At 42.2% G+C, this 24817-nt stretch carries 20 protein-coding genes; 5 read left to right on the forward strand and 15 right to left on the reverse strand.

Going from position 1 to position 24817, the window contains the following annotated elements; translation table 11 throughout:
- Positions 1-16 precede the first annotated feature (16 nt).
- The 11 genes from AAC000_RS01645 to AAC000_RS01695 form a co-directional block, all read right to left on the reverse strand.
- On the reverse strand, positions 17-1582 hold the full coding sequence (locus tag AAC000_RS01645; RefSeq protein WP_339719508.1) for an AMP-binding protein: 1566 nt from the start codon (positions 1580-1582) through the stop codon (positions 17-19).
- A gap of 58 nt (positions 1583-1640) precedes the next feature.
- Positions 1641-3434 (reverse strand): acyl-CoA dehydrogenase C-terminal domain-containing protein, encoded by a 1794-nt coding sequence (locus AAC000_RS01650; protein ID WP_339719510.1) that lies wholly within the window; start codon positions 3432-3434, stop codon positions 1641-1643.
- Positions 3435-3729: 295 nt separating this feature from the next.
- Complete coding sequence (locus AAC000_RS01655) at positions 3730-6633, reverse strand: FAD-binding and (Fe-S)-binding domain-containing protein (RefSeq protein ID WP_339719512.1); 2904 nt, start codon at positions 6631-6633, stop codon at positions 3730-3732.
- 16 nt (positions 6634-6649) lie between these two features.
- Positions 6650-7510: a glutamate cyclase domain-containing protein gene (locus AAC000_RS01660; RefSeq protein ID WP_339719514.1), complete on the reverse strand. Its 861-nt coding sequence runs from the start codon at positions 7508-7510 to the stop codon at positions 6650-6652.
- Positions 7511-8467: a biotin-dependent carboxyltransferase family protein gene (locus AAC000_RS01665; RefSeq protein WP_339719515.1), complete on the reverse strand. Its 957-nt coding sequence runs from the start codon at positions 8465-8467 to the stop codon at positions 7511-7513.
- Positions 8464-9162 (reverse strand): 5-oxoprolinase subunit PxpB, encoded by a 699-nt coding sequence (pxpB, locus tag AAC000_RS01670; RefSeq protein ID WP_339719517.1) that lies wholly within the window; start codon positions 9160-9162, stop codon positions 8464-8466. The genes AAC000_RS01665 and pxpB overlap by 4 nt, the downstream gene beginning before the upstream one ends.
- Entirely contained in the window at positions 9150-9878 is a 729-nt protein-coding gene (locus AAC000_RS01675; protein WP_339719519.1) for a 5-oxoprolinase subunit PxpA, read from the reverse strand. The genes pxpB and AAC000_RS01675 overlap by 13 nt, the downstream gene beginning before the upstream one ends.
- Before the next feature lie 11 nt (positions 9879-9889).
- The gene (locus AAC000_RS01680) at positions 9890-10675 is read right to left on the reverse strand and encodes a putative hydro-lyase (protein WP_339719521.1); all 786 of its coding nucleotides are present in this window, start codon (positions 10673-10675) and stop codon (positions 9890-9892) included.
- 219 nt (positions 10676-10894) lie between these two features.
- Positions 10895-11989: a serine hydrolase gene (locus AAC000_RS01685; RefSeq protein ID WP_339719523.1), complete on the reverse strand. Its 1095-nt coding sequence runs from the start codon at positions 11987-11989 to the stop codon at positions 10895-10897.
- 49 nt (positions 11990-12038) lie between these two features.
- Positions 12039-13022, reverse strand: a complete 984-nt coding sequence (locus AAC000_RS01690) for a carbon-nitrogen hydrolase family protein (RefSeq protein ID WP_339719524.1) — start codon at positions 13020-13022, stop codon at positions 12039-12041.
- A 29-nt stretch (positions 13023-13051) separates the two neighbouring features.
- Positions 13052-14263 carry an MFS transporter gene (locus AAC000_RS01695; RefSeq protein ID WP_339719526.1) on the reverse strand — a complete coding sequence of 404 codons (1212 nt, stop codon included), beginning with the start codon at positions 14261-14263 and terminating at the stop codon, positions 13052-13054.
- Between the two features lie 475 nt (positions 14264-14738).
- Between AAC000_RS01695 and AAC000_RS01700 the strand changes: the two genes are divergently transcribed.
- Positions 14739-15914: an iron-containing alcohol dehydrogenase gene (locus AAC000_RS01700; RefSeq protein ID WP_339719528.1), complete on the forward strand. Its 1176-nt coding sequence runs from the start codon at positions 14739-14741 to the stop codon at positions 15912-15914.
- Positions 15915-15944: 30 nt separating this feature from the next.
- Here AAC000_RS01700 and AAC000_RS01705 read toward each other — a convergent pair whose 3' ends face one another.
- Positions 15945-16895, reverse strand: a complete 951-nt coding sequence (locus tag AAC000_RS01705) for a LysR substrate-binding domain-containing protein (RefSeq protein WP_339719530.1) — start codon at positions 16893-16895, stop codon at positions 15945-15947.
- A gap of 133 nt (positions 16896-17028) precedes the next feature.
- Between AAC000_RS01705 and AAC000_RS01710 the strand changes: the two genes are divergently transcribed.
- From AAC000_RS01710 to AAC000_RS01725, 4 genes are all read left to right on the forward strand, one after another.
- Positions 17029-17937 carry an arginine deiminase family protein gene (locus AAC000_RS01710; RefSeq protein ID WP_339719532.1) on the forward strand — a complete coding sequence of 303 codons (909 nt, stop codon included), beginning with the start codon at positions 17029-17031 and terminating at the stop codon, positions 17935-17937.
- 9 nt (positions 17938-17946) lie between these two features.
- Entirely contained in the window at positions 17947-19176 is a 1230-nt protein-coding gene (locus AAC000_RS01715; RefSeq protein WP_339719534.1) for a Zn-dependent hydrolase, read from the forward strand.
- A 19-nt stretch (positions 19177-19195) separates the two neighbouring features.
- Positions 19196-20626: an aldehyde dehydrogenase family protein gene (locus tag AAC000_RS01720; protein ID WP_339719536.1), complete on the forward strand. Its 1431-nt coding sequence runs from the start codon at positions 19196-19198 to the stop codon at positions 20624-20626.
- 72 nt (positions 20627-20698) lie between these two features.
- Positions 20699-21898: an aminotransferase class I/II-fold pyridoxal phosphate-dependent enzyme gene (locus AAC000_RS01725; RefSeq protein ID WP_339719538.1), complete on the forward strand. Its 1200-nt coding sequence runs from the start codon at positions 20699-20701 to the stop codon at positions 21896-21898.
- A gap of 92 nt (positions 21899-21990) precedes the next feature.
- Here the strand turns inward: AAC000_RS01725 and AAC000_RS01730 are convergent, their stop codons facing one another.
- The 3 genes from AAC000_RS01730 to AAC000_RS01740 all read right to left on the reverse strand — a co-directional run bounded on the left by AAC000_RS01730 (position 21991) and on the right by AAC000_RS01740 (position 24759).
- Positions 21991-22314, reverse strand: coding sequence for a (2Fe-2S)-binding protein (locus AAC000_RS01730; RefSeq protein WP_339719540.1), 324 nt, complete (start codon positions 22312-22314; stop codon positions 21991-21993).
- 2 nt (positions 22315-22316) lie between these two features.
- The gene (locus tag AAC000_RS01735; RefSeq protein WP_339719541.1) at positions 22317-23540 is read right to left on the reverse strand and encodes an FAD-dependent oxidoreductase; all 1224 of its coding nucleotides are present in this window, start codon (positions 23538-23540) and stop codon (positions 22317-22319) included.
- A 76-nt stretch (positions 23541-23616) separates the two neighbouring features.
- Positions 23617-24759, reverse strand: coding sequence for an aromatic ring-hydroxylating dioxygenase subunit alpha (locus AAC000_RS01740; protein ID WP_339719543.1), 1143 nt, complete (start codon positions 24757-24759; stop codon positions 23617-23619).
- Positions 24760-24817 lie beyond the last annotated feature (58 nt).

The raw sequence follows: 24817 nt of genomic DNA on the forward strand, positions 1-24817 counted from the left end.
CTTCCACCTCTAGCATTTAATTGGCTTTTAATTTACGTTTAAGTATTTTACCCACAGGTGACTTAGGTAACTCATTCAAAAAGATGACACGTTTGGGTGTTTTGTAGGCTGCTAAATTATGACGACAATATTCTATGACGGCCTTGTCAGTCAGATTATTATGCTTACGGACCACATAAAGCTCAATGGCTTCACCGGTATCTAATGAGTTTATTCCAATGGCAGCACATTCTTGCACCTCTTCAAGACGATTAACTACCTGCTCTATTTCAGCAGGGTAAACATTAAATCCAGATACAATAATCATATCCTTAATGCGATCCACTATATAAACAAAACCGTCCTCATCAATAGTGGCAATATCACCTGTTGCTAACCAACCGCCTTTTAACACCGCTTCTGTAGCGACAGTATTTTGCCAATACTGCTTCATTATTTGCGGCCCCTTTATGTGCAGTTCGCCTTTCTCACCACTTTTCAAACGTTGCCCAGTGTTATCGGTTATTTTGATTTCAACACCGAGCATTGACTTGCCTACTGAACCAAGGCGTCTCTGTGTATCCCGATTAATAATGACCCCTGCTGCTGATTCAGTTAAGCCATAACCTTCGTTAATAGGACAGTGAGTGAGTGCTTGCCACTCTTCAGCTACACTTTGATTAAGGGCCATCCCCCCAGACAAGGTAAATTTTAGTCCGCTAAAATCTAAGCGCTTAAACTGTTCATCTTGGCACAACGCATTAAAAAGTGTATTGATACCAACAAATAAACTAAAGGTGTCATTTTTTAATGCCGTATAAAAACTATTAAGATCTCTCGGATTGCGAATAAGAATACTGGTTACACCATAAGTCACACCCACCACTAAATGCGCGACAAAAGCATAAACATGGTAGAGCGGCAATGGGGCCACAAAAGTCTCTTTGCCAGGTACAAAAACATCGGTGGTATTCCAAAAACCACGGGCTGCGCTAATAAGATTTTCATGGGTTAACACCGCCCCTTTGGATAACCCTGTTGTACCTCCAGTATATTGTAACAATGCAATGTCGCTAGAATGTGCTTGAACCGGTTTAAAATCACACTGACTGCCTAGGGCTAATACGTCGCGGTACTCCAAGGCATCTATGGTCAGTTGTTCAAGTAAGGGGGGCGTGTTTTCTATATAGACCAATACCGAAATATCAGTCTCATTAGCTAAAGCAGCCACTAAATCAATGGAAGAACTTAATAAAATTAATGCGCTAGCCCCTGAGTCTTTATAAATGTGTTCAAGCTCATTTTCTGTATACAGTGGATTGACATTTACTACCACTAAACCTGCCCTTATTGCCCCCCAGGCTAGCACTGGATAAGCTAGGCAGTTGGGCAGTTGCAATGCAATTCTATCACCGGGTTTTAGATCCGTATGCGTTTGCAGATATGCGGCAAAATTTCTAGCGCTTTGATCTAACTGGCCATAAGTTAAATTTTCTGTGCCACATTTAAAAGCTTGGTTATGGGTATATTGCTTACAACCATTATCAAAGATCCACTGCAGGGTTTCTGTTTCTGGCCGTTTGCCACTGTCGGTCTTAATCATTATTGCCTCTAAGGTTGATGATGAATTGAGTCATTGAAATAACGAGCTGGCAATGCACCTAAAATTGATCAGCATTGATTTGCATTAAATTTGCGGCTCCAGATTGAATCGTTAATTTTAATGTGGCGGTGCGCGGTAATATGCGTTGAAAATAAAACTTAGCGGTGTTGACCTTTGCCAAATAAAGATCTTTGTCGTCGGCTCCCTGCTCTAGCTTTTCGAGAGACACCTGAGCCATTCTTGCCCAAAAATAGGCTAAAATTGTGTAACCAGAAAACATTAAAAAATCCACAGAAGCGGCACCTATTTCTTCAGGATCAGCGGCAGCAGATTGGCCTATAATTTTAGCCAATGTTAGCCATTCAGTGGTCGCCTTACTTAAAGGTTGGGTAAATTCCTGCATACTTGGGTTGGAATGCTGTGATTCACAAAATTCAACGATAATAGTGCTGAAGTTAGTCAGTAACTCTCCTCTGGAACCCAATATTTTTCTACCAATAAGATCCAGTGCCTGTATGCCTGTTGTACCCTCGTATAAGGTTGAAATACGGCTATCTCTTTGGTTCTGTTCCATGCCCCATTCTCTGATATATCCATGTCCACCAAACACCTGAACACCATGATGAGCAGCCTCACAGCCGAGCTCAGTCATAAATCCTTTGCAGATGGGTGTTAATAGAGCAAGTAACTTTTTGGCATGGGTTTTAGATTCATCTGATTTGGCATGTTCTGACAAATCTAATTGCTGTGCTACATAATAAGCAAAAGCTCGAAAACCCTCAGCAAAGGATTTAATCGTCAATAACATGCGGCGCACATCTGGATGCACTATAATTGGATCTGCTGGGCCCTTTGGATTTTTTGCGCCACTCAATGAGCGCATAGCGAGTCTTTCTTGTGCGTATGGAACAGCACCTTGATAGGCTACTTCAGAGTGCACTAATCCTTGTAGTGCTGTAGTTAAGCGAGCTGAATTCATAAAGGTAAACATAGCCTCAAGGCCTTTATTGGGCTGCCCAACTAGATACCCCGTCGCCCCATCAAAGTTCATAACACAAGTCACAAAACCATGAATCCCCATTTTATGCTCTATCGAACCACAATTAAGGCTATTCCTTTGTCCCAAGCTCCCATCCCCATTTACCAGAAATTTAGGAACAACAAATAAAGAAATACCAGCACTTCCTTCAGGAGAGTTAGGTAATCGTGCCAAAACGATATGCACAATGTTTTCTGCCATATCGTGCTCGCCACATGAAATGAATATTTTAGTACCGGTCAGCGTATATTGAGTTGCTGTGATTGGCATAGCTTTGGTTTTGAGCTGCCCTAAATCAGTACCACAATGTGACTCAGTCAAACACATTGTGCCAGTCCACTTACCGCTGACTAAGTTAGGTAAATAGGTATTTTGAAGTGATTCACTACCGTAGCTTAGCAAGGTTTTTATGGCGCCTTCACGCAGGCCAGGATAACCTGACCATGCGACACAACCACTACACACAAGCTCACTCACAACAATATTCATAGATTCAGGAAGACCTTGCCCTCCAAATGCCTCCGGCATGGCTAAAGAAGGCCAGCCGCCATCGCAATATTGTTGGTATGCCTGTTTAAATCCAGGAGGGGTAGTGACGCCATCAGCAGTCCAAGTACAACCTATTTGGTCGCCCACCGCATTTAGTGGAGAAAGTACATTTTCAGAAAATTTTGCGGCCTCCTCAATTATTGCCAACTGTGTTTCACGATCAACTTCAGTTGTAGAATTCAACTGATTGTAATGGCTTGAGAAGTCAAGTAGGTCATCCATTACAAAACGTATATCTCGCAGTGGTGCTGTGTATGCGGGCATGTAGTTGCGCTCCATTACATCAAATTAAAAGTCACGGTTCTGTGCTTAATGTAATGAACCACTGACGTAACGCCAAGGTTCATTAATGAAAGTCACAATAAAACAGTGAGTCCTATAAAGCAAGTATGAATTCAGGAGATGACCATGAAGTTGTATTTATCTATCTTAAGGCTTATTGACTGAGTCGGACCCGCAGTGCAAAGGACAATTAAGCCTAGATAGGGAAAGTGCAATTGCCATATTTATCTAGCCTGATACACACTTCACTTGTAACAGCTTAAATCGTCTTATTTAGTTACTTAGGTAGACTTACTTCATCGAGTAAATACAAAATTGACTGGTAGGGGATCTCGCTGTGATGGGTTAAGCCAATTTCACAACTTCTATTATTACTGTAACCGGCACTGCAGTTACTTGGGCGTTGCTTTTTCAAATGCCTTAAGGCGTGTTGGTTTAACTCAGGTTGGTAAAAACCTTTATCGCCAGCAAAACCACAACAGGAAATATCCGCGGGGATCTGCACTTCTTGGGCACAATGATTAGCAATGTTAACCAGTTGCTTCTCAATATTGCCACGTTTACTGCTGCAGGTAACATGCAACATCACATGGTCTTTTTTCTCATTAATGTTTAAGTGGGGCAAAATAAATTCACTGACAAATTCGGCAGATTCATAAATTTTTAAGCCATGATCGCCTTGGTTAAATGGCAAAGCACATGAACTGGCGTCTGTGATAATGGGGTATTTGCCATTGTCGCTGGCGTTTAAAAACACCTCTATGCTTTGACTTAACTTTGCAGTGGCGTTGTGTTCATCGCCTTTACTCGAAAATGCCATACCACAACATAAGGACGGACTTTCCGATGGGATCAGCACGTCATAACCTGCTTTGTTTAACACCGAAACAACCACCTGTGGCAACGACTTGGGATTACCTGTAGTTGGCGCAAAAACCCTGCCGGCACAAGCGGGGAAATAGATGATTTTGTTATTGTTGGTATGCTGTAATCCCTGAGAATACTGGGATGGATACAAACCTGTTGCTAGTTTTCCCTCTCCTTTAGGCCAACTGGAAAAATATAGAGGCACAAAACCGGCCGTTAGCTTATTTAAGACCTGAAAGCCTTTAGTGACTGACGCTTCGCCAACCAGTGATTTGCCTTTGCTAACAGCGTTTAACCCTAAACTGGCTATTTTTGTCACTGTAGATAAATGATTTGCGCTGACCTTAGCCAGCTGTTTTTTTATTGTTGATTGCTGGTGATTCTCTTGACGTAAGGCTTTAATAAACTCACCAGTGTTGATCCCAACTGGGCATTGCATTTCACATAGGCCAGTTGCAGCGCAGCTATCAATCCCTAAAAACTGATAGTCATGGAGCAGTTGTTGGTATTGCCCTTCTAGCTCAGGCAAAGAAACATTGAGTTCAGCCACTGCTGTACCTGTCTTGGCCGCAGTTATTGTATGTTTTAAATCTGCAATGCGCCGGCGCACACTAATTCTTTGACGAGGCGTGTACGTATACCCTTGAGATGGACACACTGATTCACAAAAACCACACTCTATGCATTTGTCTATGATGTCGTGTGTGGTGGCCATGACTTTAAGATCCTTAAGATGCACCTTATTGTCATCATTAATGAGCACACCTGGATTGAGTATATTTTTAGGATCAAACACGTCTTTTAGGGCTTTCATTATTTGATAAGCATCTGTGCCCCACTCTAGTTCGACAAAAGGCGCCATATTTCGCCCTGTACCATGTTCTGCTTTAAGTGAGCCACCTAATTGCACCGCAACAAGATTGGCAACTGCTGCCATAAAGCCATCATATTTTTTAATTTTTTCATCGCTATCAAATGCTTGTGTAAAAACAAAATGTAAATTACCCGCTAAAGCATGACCGAATATAATGGCTTCTTGATAACCAAATTTTTGAAATAGTATGTGTAATTCTGCAATGCCGCTGGCAAGAGACGAAAGTGGAAAGGCCACATCTTCTATAATGACTGTTGTGCCTGAGTCTCGCATTGCACCTACGGCGGGAAAGGTGCCTTTACGAATATTCCACAATTTTTGATTACGCTCTGCGTCACTATCAAAGGCAATATCTGCAATCATCGCCTCTTGAAAGCTTGCCATTTTTTGGGACACCCGTTGTACTTTAGCGGCTAATAGAGGGGCACTTTCCCCTTGAATTTCTATTAATAACGCCACTGAGTCAGCTGGAAATCTAGCTATGCCTTTGGGCATAATGTCATGTTCTGCCACTGACAGCAGCGCCCGTTTATCGAGTAACTCCACCGCATTCACATCAAGATCAGCTAATTGTTCCACTAACTCACAAGCGAGCTTAGTGCTGTCAAAAATGAAAAAGCCGCTGCTTTTAAATGGATTATCTTCCACAGTGTGCAAGGTAATGTCAGAGATAAAGCCTAATGTTCCTTCAGAGCCAATCATCAAATGTTTGATCATTTCAATGGGATCGGCAAAATCGATTAGCGCATTAATGCCATAACCAGTGGTGTTTTTTAATCGATACTTTTGAATCACTTTTTGTTTCAGTGCTTCATTATTATTGAGACTGGCTGACAGGGCTAACAGCTTTTCGATAAAGGTTTGATGGCTAGCTAAAAACGATTCACAACTTTGCTCACAGGCGGTATTTAATTCAGTGCCATCGGCAAAAATAATAGTCATATCTGACACTGTGTGATAACTATTTTGTTGTACACCACAACACATACCTGATGCATTATTGGCCGCAATACCACCGATCTTGCAGCTGTTTATAGAGGCGGGATCTGGGCCAATTTTTCGATTGTGGGGTTTGAGTAACTGATTAGCTTTTGCGCCAATAATGCCCGGTTGCAAGGTGATTTTTAGACCTTGTTCATGGATGTGGTAGTCGAGCCAATCTTCTGACAACATGATTAAAACCGAATCAGAGACTGCCTGACCAGACAAACTTGTACCTGCGGCTCTAAAGGTTATGGCAACCTGATATTCACTGGCCAGTTTAACCACTTCAATTAGTTGATGGTTATTTTTAAGTATTAACACCAGTTGTGGTGTAAGTTGATAAAAACTCGCGTCTGTTCCATAGGCATAACGTTTACTGTATTCAGTAATTATGCAATCAGCGTCTAAAAACTGCGTTATCTGGTGTTTAAACAGTGCTATTTGGGTCGACATCATCTTATGGTTGTTTTCTTCATAGGTTACTCGATCCCACGCCGCATATTTTCTCTAATTCACAAATAATGTCTTCGCCACAGCTGAAACATAAACCATCTTCAGTGAGTTCATTTTTACGGGTAAGACCGTCTACGCTGCCTAGATTAGATAAATACATAAGGATGTTTTTGGGTTGAATGTCTGCTAATAGATTTTGATTATGCCACACCGAAAGAAACGCGATCAGCCCATAGGCGCCCCAATTAGACACGTCAGCAATTAATAACTCATCACACTTAGTGGTGGAGGGTACGATATCTAATTGTGCAATCGCCTCATATATATTGCCCATGCCAATTTCGTTTCCGCCATCGCCAATAGCAATAGTTGGGCAACTCGCTAGCTTCATAAAATAATCAAAAGTGGCACAATTAACCGAGATATCTTCGCCGCGGATATTGTAGTAAGCATTTCTATCACTAAGGCCAGGGCGCTCAATTGAAATAATCAGCTCTGGCTGCAATTCATCTAATGCCTTTTGAGAATAAGTAGCAGCATTATTAATAGCGTTTAAAGGGATAAGGTAACAATCAAAGTCATGTTTTAACGCGCTATAAAGTGGATCGCCACACACAATAACGGGCTTTTTTCCAAGGGATTGAAGACAGTTGTATAAGGCGATAGCACCAACAGGTCCATCGGTTTCAAAGGTGCCCGCAACGGGAAAACCCGTGGCGATTAAAATGCAGCCTTTGGCGTCCATTAACTGTTGTGCCGCTCTTAAGTAATACCCCGCTTTGAGTGCTGGTTGTACAGTTTTCATGCCTCTTAAGTTGCGCTGCACCAGCAAAGCTTCAATTTTTTTACTTTGGGTCAATAACCCTATGCTACTTGTCATTTACTGGGTTACCTTGATAAGTTTTGTTTCTGCATATTTTGCTTTGGCTAAATGCAGCACCGTATGGGCGTAATGAATAGAAATGGGCTCAAAATGTATTTTTGCGCCTTGATTAGCTTGCATCACTAAATCTAGATCTAGTGACAACACTGAGCCAAGTTTGGGATACCCCCCTATAGTTTGACGGTCAACAGATAGAATGATTGGCTGACCATCTGGCGGTATTTGAATCGCCCCTTTACAAATGCCTTCAGAAAGCAATTGCGAGATACCGGATTGAATTGCAGGTCCATTGAGGCGATACCCCATACGATCACATTGAGCGCTTACCTGATATTCATTACAAAAGAATTTGGCTAACTCCACGCGGTCAAATAACGCATATTGGTACCCAGTCACCACATGAAGGGTTAAGGTATTCTCATAGCGAGGGATGTCCTTGGTTTTTAAAGCGTAGAGTGTTTGCCTTGGAGTTGGCTTGTAAAACAACACATCTTCGGCTTTTAAGGCTTCGCCATTAACACCGCCGACTTTTTCTCTGATAACGGTAGAAACACTGCTAAATTGAGGTTCGACTACAAAACCTTCGAATACAGCTAAATAAACTCTACAACCTTCAGTGGCATAACCGATCTCAATTTCATCGTCAGCGTTAACATGATGACTACGCCAGATTTCTTTGACCTGACCATTTATGGTTAATGGCGCTTTTGCCCCAGTTACTGCAATGGTCGTGGCTGTTGTTGCAATTAATTTTAAACCACCAAAATTGACTTCTAATACCGGACAGTTTTCGGGGTTATTTAAAAGTCGATTAGCCCAAAGATAGGCTTGCATATCAGCTGGTCCACCGGATGTTAGGCCCAAATGGCTTTGTCCATATCGCCCCAAATCTTGCACTGTGGATAATATGCCAGGATGAAGCACTTTAAAGTAGCTTGTAAGTGTATGCTTCACAATTGCCCACCTAGGCCTAAAAACTCAGCTCGAGAAATGCCTTTAAACTTCACGCTATCTCCCACTTGATAGGTTAAGTAGGGCGATTCATTTGGGTTGAACAAAGTCTGTGGACATAACCCAATTAAATTCCAACCTCCAGGGGAGACGTTTGGATAAATGGCGGTTTGCCGATCAGCAATGCCTACTGAACCTTTGGCGACTTTTGCTCTAGGTGAGGTTAATCGCGGGCAGGCAATGCGCTCATCCACTTCCCCTAAAAAAGCAAAACCAGGAGCAAAACCAATGGCAAACACCTGATAGGTGGTTTGTTGATGGATCTCAATCACCTCTTCGATGCTTAAGCCTGAACGGCTCGCGAGCCTTTCTAAATCGGGACCACTTTCTAATGAATAATACACCGGAAGCTCAATGATTTTGGACGAGTTTGACACCTCTTCACTAGTGGTATCGAGCAGGGTGACTAGTGCTTTTTTAACCGCATAATAATCGCTTTTCAGCGGATCAAAGATGACCAACAATGACGCATATGACGGCACTAACTCCACCACACAATCCCCTAGGGCATTGGCAATGCGATATTTTAGCTGAGAAATTTTCTTAATTGTGGCGCTACTTGCTACTTTGTCTAGGTAGACAATAACGGCACCTTCACCCGCAACTTCAATGCTTGGGTAATGTACTAATTCTGGCATAAACGCTTTAGCTCTTGTATTACCTTGATTGCTTGGTCATTGTCGCCATGGACACATAAAGAGTCGGCTTGTAATGGGATTTTTTTACCCGTATCGCAAATCACCTCACCACTTTCCATTAGGCTTGTGACTTGCTGAATCATTTCTGCTTCGTTGAGTACTGCTTGAGGATCTTTCCGTGACATCAAATGGCCATTTTCAGTGTAGCGACGATCAGAAAATGCTTCAAAAATAAGTGTAATGCCACTAGCGTCGGCTTGGTCTCGAAACCTTTGCTGCTTAGGCGTGGCTAACAACATCAATTTTAATGGACGATGGTAACTGCTAATGGCTTCAAAAATCGCATCACAAACACTTTCGTCACTCATCATATCGTTATATAAAGCACCATGAGGCTTAACATAACTAATATCGATACCTAGATTTTTTGCCATGCCATCGAGTGCTGCCACTTGATAATGAACTAACTCGATAATTTCCTGTTTTGAACAAAGCATGCTTCTGCGTCCAAATCCTAATTTGTCTGGGTAACTAGGATGTGCCCCCACCTCTACTTTATGTTGTTTTGCCAACTGCAGGGTTTTGTGAATAACGTGGGCATCACCAGCATGAAAACCGCAGGCAATATTCGCCATATCGATATGCGGCATCAACTTATCATCTTGGCCTAATTGCCAAATACCAAAGCTTTCACCTAAATCACAATTGAGTTTCATTCTTTGTTTCCTCAAGCGCTTCTTAAACTGCTATTTAAAATATCTGTTATCAACATATAACCTGGGCTGTGAGTAATACAAATAGTGGGTTTTGCATTGGCAATAGCAATTTGCGGTGTCACACCACAGGCCCAAAATACTGGTTCTTCCCCCGCATTAATGGTCACCGCCTCGCCAAAATCGGGCTTGCTAATATCACTAATTCCGATTGCAGATGGGTCACCCGCATGCACTGGCGCACCATGCACCTTGGGATAGTGGCTACATATTTCAGTGGCTTTATCGACATCCTCGGGCTTCAAAGGTCGCATGCTTACCACCATTTTACCTGTAAATTGTGCGACGCCTTGAGTATCGATGTTAGTTTTATACATAGGCACATTTTTAGCTTCGGAAATGTTTCTAATTTCTATTCCGGCAGCAATTAATGCCTCTTCAAATGAAAAAGAACAGCCTAGCAAAAACGCCACAAAGTCCTCTTCCCAAATATCTTTGATGTCATTCACTTCCCCCTCGAGAACGCCATTTTTATAAACGCGATATAAGGGCACGTCGCTACGAATATCTATGTCTTCACCTAACATGTTGAGGCTAAAATCCCCAGGCGTATCACTACTCGCAATTAATGGGCAAGACTGCGAATTCAACTGACAAAATTCATAAAAATCATTGGCGAATTTTTTAGGTAAAATGACCAGATTGCATTGCACATACCCTGGCGCAAAACCCGATGTATTCTGCTTAAATTCGCCTCTACGAATCTGCTGACGTATGGAATGTGGTGTTGCTTGTTTCATTAATAAATCTTACCTGACAATGATTAAAACTATAGTGTAAGAGTAATTAAGTTCTATTGATAATAGAAGTTATAATAGACAGCTTATATCTATCATTTTTTGGTTATTATAATCATACCTACACTTACGTAATGACGAAATCACTCCGTTTACTGATATTATGTAACTATGCTTGAGGAGCGCTTCTGGTGATTGAGTCTCTCATATTTATAACGGTGATTATTTGGCGAAGTAAGCATTTAGTGCTTTGATTGCAGACTCAATAGCTTGAAAATAGTTTCTGTTCATTGGGTCTTCACCTTTAATGCCACCAAAAATAGCCACCACAATATCCAATTCAGGGTTAACATAAATAAACTGTCCCCCCCAACCTGCATGTGAATAACCAAGCTCTGAAACGCTTAAAGAAAGTCGATAGGTCTGTGTTGATTCGGGTATTTTTGTTCCAAGCTGACTATTGATAGTTTTTACATAAGCACTATCTCGCAGTAGCATGCCATAACGTGCAAAGTCTCGCGTCGTTAATATGAGTCCAGCACCTATGCTAGGGACGCCCAAGTGATCTAGGGACATATGTACAGTATTTTCAGCACCTATGTCATGCAGCAACTCTCTGACTTGTAGCGACAATGGTGTGTTCAAAGCACGTTCAATAATCCAACCAGCTACTTCGGTGTTAATAGTGGCATACACTAGAGTGTTATCTGTATTTTCATTCGTGGGCTGAGAGGCTAATGGTCTCAATTTTTTAGCAAATTCTCTTCGTGCTAACAAAGGTCTGCCCGCCAAAGGTAAATAACCAAAGCTGATTTCATCTTCGACACGCAATAGATGAAGCCGGCTACCTTCAGGTGCGGTGTATGCCGTCATTTCGTTAAATTCGTGACGCACATTCATACTCATAATATCTTCAATCGTACAACCATAAAAGCCGCTCCCGATTTCGGGAATATACTGCTCGACTTTATCTGTAATGGCGATTTTTCCCGCATTAATTGCTCGTTCTAATAACAAGACACTAATGGGTTTAGTAGCGGATTGGGCACTATGTAAACTTGATGAAGAAAAGTCATAGCTGTAGTGTTCAAAAACAATATCACTGCCTTGCAATATAACGATGGATTCGATTTCATCATCTTGTGTTAACGCCTTTATATAAGGTGTCGCAGCAATCTCATTATTAAACGCAGGGATGAGCTTTTTCGTTTCTCTGGCATTGACGCTCATTACATCAGGAATGATTTTTTCCAAATGCTTAAGCCCAAGTTTACGATTAAGTTGCCAGGTTGCGAGTGATGGAATATCTGCATTCATCTACTTTCACCTCATTTTAGGTATCTGCGCTAAAAGCAAAGGTCTATCACTATTCAAGGTTTTTGCTGACAAGCTCATCATGCAATGTCACGCTTTCTCTTGCAGTTCGGTTTACTGATAATTGAAATACATCGCTACGTGAGTAGTGACCCACTACGTCTAAATCGTGCTTGTATTGGTTGACTTCATCAATATGAATATTGGCGTAAATAATACCGGTTTCATTGAACAGAGGTTCTGTTACCCATTCACCATTAGGCCCAACAACGCCACTGCCACCATTAAAAAACACGTTTTCATCTTCAATCACTGCACCTGTAGCACCAAGACCTTTTTTGTAAGCATCTCTTAATGACTCTGGTACGTCTGCTGCGGTAAGATATTGCGCCGCTGAAACAACAAAACAACGACCTTCGAAAGCATATTGTTTAACCGAGACAATATGGCTATCAGCCATATCTGGCCAGCATGCGATATGAATTTGTTCATCTTGAAAATGCATAGTTTGTCGCATTAACGGGTGCCAGTGCTCCCAACAGATTAATGAACCAATGCGTCCAACTGAAGTATCAACCACGTTCAATCCTGCCCCATCACCTTGAGCCCATGCAATACGTTCTGTATGAGTAGGAGTGAGTTTACGGTGAACATTTAAGGTTTCACCTTGGGTACCTATTAATAATGTACTGTTATAAATCGAACCTGCATGTGGACGTGCTCGCTCGTTTAGGCCCAACAACACGTTAACACTGCAGTCGGCTGCGGCTTCTCTGATGGGTAATAAACGTTCACTATCTATTGTCGGACATTGCTCAAGAAACTTACCGTGCCAATAACGAGCTTGCGCATCGTCCCATATTGCCAGATCAAATACCCAAGCCGGGTAGCCAGTTAGCCAGCTTTCAGGAAAGACAATCAGTTCAGCCCCTTGCTGCGCGGCTTCGCGAATAGCAGACACCGCTCGTTTTACGCCTTCATCTAAATCGAGAATGGCTGAAGGAACCTGAACAATGGCTATTTTTTCACTTTTCATCATTTATACCTTGTACTCATTATTATTCTTTACTGGAAATCAACATCAGGGGTTAGAGGCTCTGAGGCGATGAGTTTTTTCGAGCGATTGTAATAAATAACACTGAGTGCACATACAAGACTCAAGCTATAGAAAAAACCACATGATAGAAGTGTAATTTGGAAACTCTCAGTGGCATTTAATATATATCCGTGGATCCAAAGACCAAAAGAAAGACCGCACCAATACATTAGCATCGATAAAGCAGCGGCATTTTTGTTACCTTTACTTATTCGGTCTAAAGCGCCTTGAACCACTGGAACTGTATATGCCCAGCCACATCCAGTGAGAAAAAGACTGATTGTATAGAAGGAAAACCCCTTATAACTTGTTGATAAAAACACAATTGACAAGAGGGTGATAGCCACGCCTAGCAATATTAAATAATGGCTTTTAAGTAGTTTTTCACTTTGTTCGACAAAAAATGCGGTTAAGCCACATACGGCACTAATAGATAACACAAACACAATATCATCAATAGTAAAGCCCCATTCAAGGCCTAATCTTTCATAGAAAGCCCAAGAACCTCCAATGCCTACCATCAGAAACAAAATACAACCCAGTAAGGCAATAATTTCTTTTAAATTCACAGTCAATGGCTGACTTTGACTTGCTGAGTTTCTGTTTTCTTTTTCAGGTTCTGGCAACGCTAGGAAGCGCAACAAAACCAGTGCAATACCGGCCAAAACAGACAAGGAGATAAAAAGCCCTTTAGTACCATAATCGCCAATAATGTAAGGCAGTATAAACAGGCCAACACCACTTGTTGCAAACATGCCTAACATATACAAGCCGAAGCCTCGCTTTTGCCGAGGAAACAAGGTAATAGCAGCGGCTACACTGCCACTAATGATCCCCGATGCAATGCCTGAAAGAAATCTAACAATAGCTAAAACATCAGTGTTAGAAATAAATGCCGACCATAACTCAGCGAAGAGTATGAGGATGATACCTAATAAAAAACACGCTTTTAAACTGAGCTGTCGCATTGCAACAATAGACAAAAGGGTGCCTACGGCAATGCCTAAGAAGTTACTCATAAAAATAAAGCCAGCAACATCTGGGGAAGCCTGTAGATGATCGCTCACTGCGCCCACCATAATGGGAAGGAATTCAATTACACTGGCTGCAATTGCGCCTATTAATGCTAAGACTATATGTTCGCGTAAAGGGTTATTGTTGATTTTATTATTATCTAACACTATTACTCATCTCTATTGAAGGTTATTTTATCAAGGGTATTTATGATGCCCGTTAACATTTAGCTTTTACGCCATTATCATGTAATTGAGCTGTTGCACCTTCACTTTCCAGACGTTGTATCTGTTTAGTCACCTCCTTGGAAAAGGACCATGACTCCTTCCGTAGCCGTGTTAAATAGCGGGCGCTATTGTTCACGAAAAAGATTATTTAACCCTATGCGTAACAGTCACATTGGTGTCGTTATTTAGGAGTATATGGACAATCATAATAACATCAAGTGAGAAAATGGGACCACATTGGTTAGCTATTGTTACCAACAATAGCATAATTTGCATCAAGCACTTTTCATCGGTCTATTAATCAGACCAATATGGTAAGGTGTTTTTGCTTGAGTCACGGCAGTTTCTCCATAAACTGATTTAAGATTGTCTATCGACTGTTTTAACAAGCACCAAGAATTAATAAGGATGCAATATGAGTGTTGTGCAATGGCAAGTGACTGTACCGAGCGTTTTATTTGGTCCTGGCTCAATAATGCAAACCGCTAGCTTACTTAGCAGCCAAAATATAACTCGGCCACTGCTAGTAACAGACCCAGGTGTGCTTTCACAATCATTTGCACAAGCATTAATAGCGCAATTAAAAGACCATGCATTTAACGTTACTGTGTTTAGTGACATTAAAGGTAACCCCACAAAACAAAATGTAGAATCAGGTTTAGCCTACTTTAAAGAAAAGAGTTGCGATGGAATTGTGGCACTAGGTGGTGGCAGTGCTATTGATGTTGCCAAGGCCATATCTTTGGTGGCTTTCAATCAAAACGATTTATGGTTGTACTGTTACTTTGAAAATCCGCAACATTTACCCCTTGTTGAAGGCGATAATTTTTTTGTGCCTTTTATGGTAATCCCCACAACTGCGGGTACAGGCTCTGAGTTATCAGGTAGTTCTTGTGTAATAAACGATGAAACAAGCCAACGCAAACGCGTGGCGTATCACCCTGAACATTTTCCTTTTGCTGTTATAGATGATCCGCAACTATTAATGGGTTTACCTATAAATTTAAGTGCATGGACAGGTATGGATGCATTAACTCATGCAATTGAAGCCTTGTGCGCTCCAGATTATCACCCTTTGTGTGATGGTATCGCACTTGAGTCTATTAGGTTATGTCATGAGTACTTAGCGCTTAGCGTGGGTGAACCGCATAATATTGAAGCAAAAACACAAATGATGGCGGCATCTTCTATTGCTGCGGTAGCATTCACTTCTAAAGGGTTAGGTGCCGTGCATTCTATTGCCCATGCATTAGGGGCTTTGCTAGATATTCATCATGGCCTAGCAAACGCAGTTGTGTTGCCTTACGTGCTAAGATTTAATCTAACAGCTATCGCTCCTAAACTGACCCGATTGGCCTGTTTGTTAGATTTGTCGAACAGAACTGCCGAAGGTTTTCTTGAATGGATAAATGAACTTCGCGATCAATTAGCTATTCCCAAAACATTGCATGCAATTGATGTTACCCATGAACAATTAGCTGACATTGCTTTACTTGCCGTTAAAGACACTGAACATCACACTAATCCCATAACAATGGATAAAGCAAAATTTATGTCAATTTTAACCGCGGCATATCAAGGTGTTGAATAGAAATTGTTTTAATATCAAAGTGTCAACGCCTTAACTTATGAGTTCCATTATTTGTTGTGGAGTTTCTAACTTTGCACCTTTTTGTTCAAGATTTTGCAATATGCTGCGTAATACCAGTTGTGTACGGTAATTCATTTGAGGGCTTTCATGGGTGATTAAGTATACCGACTGCCCCTCTGTGTGCGCAGAGTCACCTGCTTGCATGAGCTTACCTTGTTCAATATCTTCGGCCACTTCAACAATATCTGCTAGCGCCATTCCCATCCCTAGTCTTGCTGCCTCTATCGCTTGGTACGCATATTCAAAATAGGTATGTTGCGGCGATTCATGGCCATCCAAATGGTGATGATTAAACCATTTAAACCATTGCCCCAACCCATCGTGCAACAAAGGGTAAAAAAGCAACTCCTCTGGCTTTTTAATTGTTTTTCCTTTCAGCAAAACGGGATTACAAACCGGTACATAATATTCATCGTACAACTTACTGATTGTCCTATTTGAATCTTCAGGGCGACCCAAACATAAGGCGATATCCAAATTTGAGGGTATAGACTTCTGATGTGGTTCAATAGTTTGTAAGTTAAACGAAATTTCTGGGTATTGTAGCTGCACATTCGCTAAAACTGGCAGCAGCCAATTCAACATAATGGTGGCTGTAGTACCAATGATGATTTCACCTGCAACCATAGTGGGATCAAGTAAATGTAACCCTTTATTTAATTCTGCAAAGGCCGTTTGTATTGACGATAACAAACGTAAACCTGGAGCGGTTAAGCGAAGCTTATTATTCTTACGGTCAAACAGCTGAGTGTTTAACCTTTCTTCCAATAGTTTGATGTGTCGGCTAAGGGCCGAGTGCGAGACAAACATTTCTTGTGCTGCTTTACGCATGTGGCAATGGCGGCCTGCGGCTTCAAAAGCGTGAAGTGCATTTAAAGGAATTTGCCGAAGATCTAAATAAGGACTTTTATTGTGCTTCATACTTTCGCTCTTGGTACGCTAGTCGATTCAATGTTGGTCTAATAATTGGAACACCATGGTGAAAAATAGTTGCTTGAGTAATTAAAATGTAACCATAAACTAAGTCTATCTATTCTGATAGCGTAACTTTGATATGAAAACCAATTATTTTCGACGTAAAGACCAAGGTGGCACATCACGCCTCGACCACTGGAGCATGAACTCTGAATATGGGGAACTGCAAGATGTTTTAATAGGACCTATGGATCACTACGATTGGAAAAGCGGCAATGCTATGTCGCGCCGCTCGATACGCTTAGGTCGTGAGTACAACAAAGACGTGGCGCAAAAGCAGTATCAAGAAATGATAGAGGTGTATCAGCATTGTGGTGTTAATACACATTTTCTCGAAGCTGATGCCCATTTGCCTTACCAAATTTATGCCCGTGACTCTTCAGTGCTCACACCTTGGGGCCCAATTATCACCCAAATGTACAGCCCGTGGCGACGGGGTGAATGGGTTGCGGTATCGCAGTTTTATCAAGAAAAAAACATCCCAATTTATGACGCAGTAACAGCTGGCTCATTTGAAGGCGGCGACTTTATGGTGTTAGAGCCGGGAGTGGTACTGTGTGGCTATACGGGTGAACGTACCAGCGAAGAAGGCCTTAACCAAGTGCGTGGCTGGGTTGAAAAGGAAGGCTGGGAGTTTAAATCTTATCAGTTTGACCCTTACTTTCTTCATTTAGATGTGAAGTTTGCCATGTTAACTGACAAACTTGCGGCCGTTTGTACCCAAGCTGTTGAAGATGAATTGCTTAATTGGTTAAAAGGAAGAGGTATTGAAATTATAGATATCTCTTATCGTTCAGTACTAGAGCTTGGTGTTAATGTTGTGGCTCTTGGAAAAGACCGTGTATTAATACCAGAAGCCAGCAGCGAGCTAGTGGGTAAAGCAAAAGCCCACGGTTTAGAAGTGTTTGCCCCTGATATGTCAATGTTCACATCAGGTGGTGGTGGCGTGCATTGTATGTGTCAGCCATTAAGTAGAAAAGATGCCTAGGAGCACAATATGAAACTAAAGATAAATGGCGAGCGCTTGTGGTCTAGCTTAATGGAAATGGCAAAAATTGGTGCCACTGAGAAAGGAGGCTGTAACCGTCAAGCCCTTACAGATCTGGATAAACAAGGTCGCGACTTATTCGTAAAATGGTGCCAAGAGATAGGTTGTGAACGCCGCATAGATCAAATGGGCAATATTTTTATGCGCCGCAAGGGCACAGATAATACTTTGCCTCCAGTACTCATGGGTAGTCATTTAGATACTCAGCCTACGGGTGGGAAATTCGATGGCGTATATGGTGTGTTAGCAGGCTTAGAAGTATTACGTACTCTAGATGAAACAGACACCCATACATTACATCCTATTGAAGTAGCCGTTTGGACTAATGAAGAAGGGGCTCGTTTTTCCCCAGCAATGATAGGCTCAGGCGTCTGGAGTGGTGACTTTTCCTTAGAGTATGGCCTACAGCGCACAGATAAAGGCGGCGCGACTATTGCTCAGGAGCTTGAGCGCATAGGTTATGCAGGTGAATGCCCTTGCGAGCCGTTTCCTATAAAAGCAGCCTTTGAACTACATATTGAACAAGGGCCTATTTTAGAGTCTCTAAACAAGCCAATTGGTGTAGTGAAAGGCGTACAAGGCATGCGTTGGTATGACTTAGTTATTCACGGTCAACCTGTACACGCAGGGCCCACTCCAATGGAGCAGCGTCATGATCCCGTAAAAGCCGCAGCTCGTATTATTCAACAGCTTTATTCCCTTGCAGATGAGTTTGCTCCACAAGCCCGCGCAACGTTCGGTGATATTAATGTATCGCCAGGCTCTCGGAACACTGTGCCAGAAAAATTAACACTCACAGTCGATTTACGTCACCCTAATCAAGAAATGTTGAAACAAATGGATGAAAAATTCAGGCAGATATCAAGCTCAGTTTGTGCTGAATGTAGTGTGCAGTTTGAGATTCTTGATGAATGGGATTCGCCTGCGGTTGAGTTTAATAAACACTGTATTGATGCAGTAAGAGCATCAGTAGCAGCAACAGGATTAGCGTACGAAGAAATGTTTTCGGGGGCAGGTCACGATTCTGTTTATGTGTCGCGAGTGGCACCTACCTCTATGATTTTTATTCCATGCGAAAATGGCATTAGTCACAATGAAGCTGAAAATGTGACTCCCGAAGATATTACTTCCGGGTGCCAAGTATTATTAGGTGCAGTATTAACATTAGCCACGCAGTAACCCTAGTTAAGGTGAGAAAATGAAACGCTTTGAAACGCTTTATATTAATGGTCATTGGGTAGCGAGTCACAGTAATGAACAACTTGAGGTGGTTAACCCCGCCAACGGTGAAATTTATGCCAGCGTACCCTCGGCTGATAACGAAGACGTTAACACCGCAGTGCAGGCAGCTAAAGCGGCATTCGAGGATTGGTCTCAACAACCAGCAGAAGTGCGAGCTGCAGCTATCCATGATATAGCAGACAAAATGCAAGCCCGTGCTAGCGAACTAACCGATGCCATTGTGGCGTCAATGGGTTGTCCAGTGTCCATTTCTGCCGAAATGCAGGTGCAAAGCGCTATCGATGCGTTTCGCAGCTTTGCCGCTTTAGCTGGCAATGTAGATGATATTCATGAGTATCCTAGCCACATTGAAATTACCGAAGCCATTGGTGTGTGTGTACTGATCAACCCATGGAACTATCCATTGTCGCAATTAGTCGGCAAATTAGGTCCTGCATTGGCCGCTGGTTGCACTGTGGTGGTAAAACCTGCGGAACAAACCCCCATACAAGATATTATTCTGGCTGAAATTATTAACCAAAGTAGCCTACCAGATGGAGTCTTTAATCTACTTACTGGCGTTGGGTCCAAAATAGGTGGCGCACTTTGCAGCCATAACTTGGTTGATATGGTGTCGTTTACAGGCTCTACTCAGGCAGGCATTAAAGTGGCAGAAGCCGCCGCTCCTACCGTAAAGCGGGTATGCCAAGAATTGGGCGGTAAATCCCCTTTCATCATCACTAAAGGCGCCGATTTTGCGGCTGCGGTTCGCTATGGTGTTGAAGATGTTATGCTTAATACAGGCCAAACTTGTAGTGCCTTAACACGCATGTTGGTTCCTGCTGAACATTTAGCTGAAGTTGAAACCATTGCAAAACAAGTAGCTGGTGAATGGATAATGGGCGATCCGGCAGATGCTAAAACCAACCTAGGTCCATTAAGTTCTCATAAGCAACAGGCCCGCGTACTTGAATACATTGCAAAAGGTATTGCGGAAGGTGCAAAACTGCTTTGTGGTGGCACTGAGGTGCCTGAAGCGTTCAGCAAAGGCGCTTATGTTGCCCCTACCATTTTTTCAGCAGTGAGCAATAACATGGTCATTGCTCAAGAAGAAATTTTTGGCCCAGTGTTATGTATTTTACCTTACGACGATATTAGCCAAGCCATTGAAATAGCGAACGACACGCCCTTTGGTTTAGCTTCTGCTGTCTATGGGGAAAACCGCGCTGAAGCCATTAAAGTGGCGAAAAAAATCCGAGCCGGACAATGTTATTTGCAAGGGGCTTTCTTCAATACTGACGCCCCCTTTGGTGGTTACAAGCAGTCAGGGAACGGTCGCGAGTGGGGTAAAGAAGGTTTAAAAGAGTACACTGAAGTTAAAGCCTTATTTGTTGACGATTGCCCGTAGTAAGCGACTCGTAATCCTGTTGAGGGTTGTCAATACCCTCATGTTGTTTCAAATTATTTAGGTAAGTTTTTTATGCGTTACACACCGTTAACCCAGGCAATCCAAGGGGAAACCGTTGATGCCTGGGATATTCATTTTAAAGCGACGTCGTTAAAAGAAAAGGACGATAGCGTGATTGTACTTAGTATAGGCGACCCTGATTTCGATACCCCGCCAACTGTGGTTGAAAGCGCAGTGCAAGGGCTAAGAACTGGCGATACCCATTATGTAGAAATAGAAGGACGCGAAGAGTTACGTGAAGTGATTGCAACAGCGCATCAATCTCGTTCGGGGCAAGTGGTTACCAAAGAGAATGTCATCATGCTTGCAGGCGCACAAAATGCGTTGTTTGCCAGTTCTATGTGCATACTAGAACCCGGCGATGAAGCTATTGTTCTGCAACCTATGTATGTTACTTATGAAGCTTGTATCCAATTAACTGGCGCTACCTTGGTTCCCGTAGCTATGGATAAACACAATGGCTTTTGTTTAGATTATACGGCCCTAAAAAATGCTATCACCGACAAAACCAAAGCGATTTACTTTGCTACACCTAACAATCCCAGTGGCCTAATGTTGACACAGGATGAGCTGCAATTTATTGCTGACTTGGCGATTAAACACGATCTTTGGGTTGTGTCAGATGAAGTCTATAGTCAAACCGTTTTTGAAGGCCAGCATATTAGTATTTCCGGTTTAGATAATATGGCAGAGCGCACTATTACGCTTAATAGCTTATCTAAGTCTCATGCTATGACAGGCTGGCGTGTAGGTTGGGCTATAGGGCCTAGTACACTAATAAAACATTTAAGTAATCTGTCACTGTGTATGTTGTATGGACTAGCAGGGTTTGTTCAACAAGCCGCGTATACTGCTCTGACTGATCCTGAAGCACTGGCTGAATCAGAACGTATGCGTACCACATACCAGCGCCGCAGAGACCGACTAGTGAAATGTTTTCATCAACATAACAACTTGAGCTGCATTACACCGCAAGCATCTATGTTTTTATTAGTTAACGTTAGTGAAACAGGATTTACCGCACAACAGTTTGCTGAGTCTTTATTTGAACAGCAAAAGATAGGGGTTTTACCTGCAACCGCCTTTGGTGCATGTACCTCAGACTATATTCGTATTTCTTACGTGGTAGACGACCAACAACTCGAAGAAGCCTGTACAAGGATAGATAATTTTATGGCGCAAATCAGCCATGAGATGCGCCTAGCCCAATAGTATTTTCACACTATCAGTGATCAAAAAAAGAGGCTTACCGAACAATCGGTAAGCCTCTTTTTTCATAAAACCTTTAATTTTTTGCTCAGTTATTACCAATCACTCTCTGGGATCTCAACAACTAAACCATCAAGCTCAGAGGTAATAAATATCTGGCAAGATAAGCGACTATTCGCTTGGGGATTTTCAATGGCACCCTCAATAAGCGAAGCCTCCATTTCGTCTGGTGCTGTTACTTTATCTTTCCATGCCTCACTCACATAACAATGACAGGTGGCACAAGAACAACAGCCTCCACAATCTGCAGTAATTTGTTCGATACCATTATCCACAGCTGTTTGCATTAAGCTATCGCCGGCGTTGGCCGCAACTGTAACTCTATTTTCATCAGGTAAAATGAAGGTAATATTAGGCATAATTATGCTCCTACTAATTCGGTGAAGGCAGCATTCAGTTCTAGACTGTTATCTGCTAATTTTGTTTTATCCACTATGGGCAAGTTATGCATATGTTTACGGGCAATCATAAAGGATTTCGGTTGGTTTATGGCATCAACAGCAATTAATCGCGCGCCACTGAAATAAAAAACCGCTAAGCTATCCTCTGCTTCAGATCTGACGACAATATCGTCGTATCCGTCTGATAAACCAACAATTTGTAGTTTAGCATCGTATTGATCTGACCAAAACCATGGCATGGCATCGTAGGCAACGAACTTGTCACAAATCGCCATTGCGGCAATTTTAGATTGGTCTGTGGCATTTTGAACCGACTCAATGCGTAATTGCTTTTTATAGATGGGGTGATAAAAACTAACACAATCGCCTATCGCAAATATATTGCTGTCAGACGTTTGCATATATTCATTCACTTTAATGCCGTTATCCACTTCTAGCCCACAAGATTCCGCAAGCTCTTGGGTTGGTGTAACACCTATCCCCACCACCACTAAATCAGCAGGATAATGCTGTCCATTACTGGCCAGAACACCTGTAACTTTGTCGGTACCTGTGATTTCTTGTGCACTTGCCAAAGGCTGAATATTGACACCTTGTAGCTGATGTAAATTGCTTAAAAATTCACTCACCACTTCACTGGTTAAATGGCGTAAAGGACGGTCTTGATTCAAAAGTAAGGTAACGTTTTTACCAAGCTTAGTTAATGATGCAGCAGCCTCTAAACCTATATAACCGCCACCAATGACAACCACATTTTGTATCTCAGGAAGGGCATCACGAAGACCAACTGTGTCTTGATGGTCACGTAAATAATGTACCCCTTTTAGATTATTGCCTTTAATGGACAAACGCCTAACTGAAGCGCCAGTCGCTAAGATCAGTTTTTCATAGTCTAAATTTTCGCCGTTCTCCAAAGTAACCGTTTTTTGCTCAGCATCGATGCGACTAACACGAGTTTTGAGTAACAACTCAATGTCTTTGGTTTTGTAAAACGTTTCTGGGCGTAACCACAACCGTTGCTCTGGCAAACTATCTTGCAAAAACGCTTTTGAAAGAGGGGGACGCTGATAAGGCAATACTGCATCGGAACTGATAAGAGTAATCTTCGCATCATACCCTTGTCCCCGCAGGTTTACTGCCGCTTGCACCCCCGCATGGCTTGCGCCAATAATGATACAACTCATGCTGAGATAGCCTGTTCTGCGCAAATTAACATAGTAGATTGCCGTTTCTTGTTGTTTAGCTGTGCCATTTAATCACCTATTTTTCCGCAGACCTGGCGGTCATTTTCTTAAGCCACATTTGATGAAAGGTCATATTGACCTGATCCCAAGCTGCATTTAAGTGCCCTTGGTTGGCAATATCATTACTGCGGGTAATTTGTAGCTTGTCTAATAGCTCTATATCTTGTTGATTAACTTCATTTAACACTTCGTGCAAACGAGCCTGTTCTTCAACGTACTCGTCACTGGCAGCTTCATCATTAACCACATATATACTAAGAGATTCAGCAGTATGCGTTTCGCCCATAGGTTTAATCACTATGGTTTGCACCCAGCAAGGATCAACGAAAAACAAAGTATTGGGAAAAATCCCAAACCATTGTTGAGTGCCACGTTTTTCTTCAGGGAGGCCAGTAAAATGAGGTAATTGTTTTGCTGTTTTCGCCGGTTTAGCACTAGCACCATGGGGTAATCGTAAACCGACGATATTGTCAGATAAAAATAGGTCGTCTTGCTCAAGAACCGATTCTAAGGTGCAAGCTTGTGAATGCACAAAAGGCACATGGTAGCCATCTAGGAAGTTATCTACAGCAAGCTTCCAATTCACTTCCCCAGAATAATCTGTGGTACTTAACATACGAATATCGTCTTGGGGGTATGAAGAGAGTAAGTTGTCGAGTGGTTTGATAAAGTCTTCAAAGGGTTCTGCATTGCCATTAATATTCACAAAAATGATGTCCCACCACAGGGCAAAACGCACGGCAATTAAGCCTTTATCTGCTTTGTCTTCTTCGCTCATTACTTTGTTTTCGTTGCCAAAGTAGCGTGGGGCACTCAAAAGGTTACCATCGATTTTAAAGGTCCACTTATGGTAAGGACATACAATGCTGCGCTTATTGCAAGGTTCGTCAATTAATGGCGCGGCTTTGTGTCGACAAATATTATGAAACACCCCAATTTCACCATTTTTATTGCGAATGACAATTAGTGAATGACCGGCCAAACGAATAGGAAGAATATCGCCAGGCTTACTGAGTTGTTGGCCACAGGCAATACTCGCCCAACCATCTCCAAAGAGTGTGTCACACTCTTTTTGATAGGTTTCTTTGTCCTTAAATACTGCCGCTGGAAGACCATGCTTGGCTACGTGTTCCTCGGTTATTTGTGTTATGGCGTTCATATTTTATCTCAAGTTGTTCGTGCTGCTCTTGTTACACCTATCTAACCACAGTAGATAA

It is taken from the genome of uncultured Paraglaciecola sp. (genome assembly GCF_963977085.1).
Classification (GTDB): Bacteria; Pseudomonadota; Gammaproteobacteria; order Enterobacterales; family Alteromonadaceae; genus Paraglaciecola.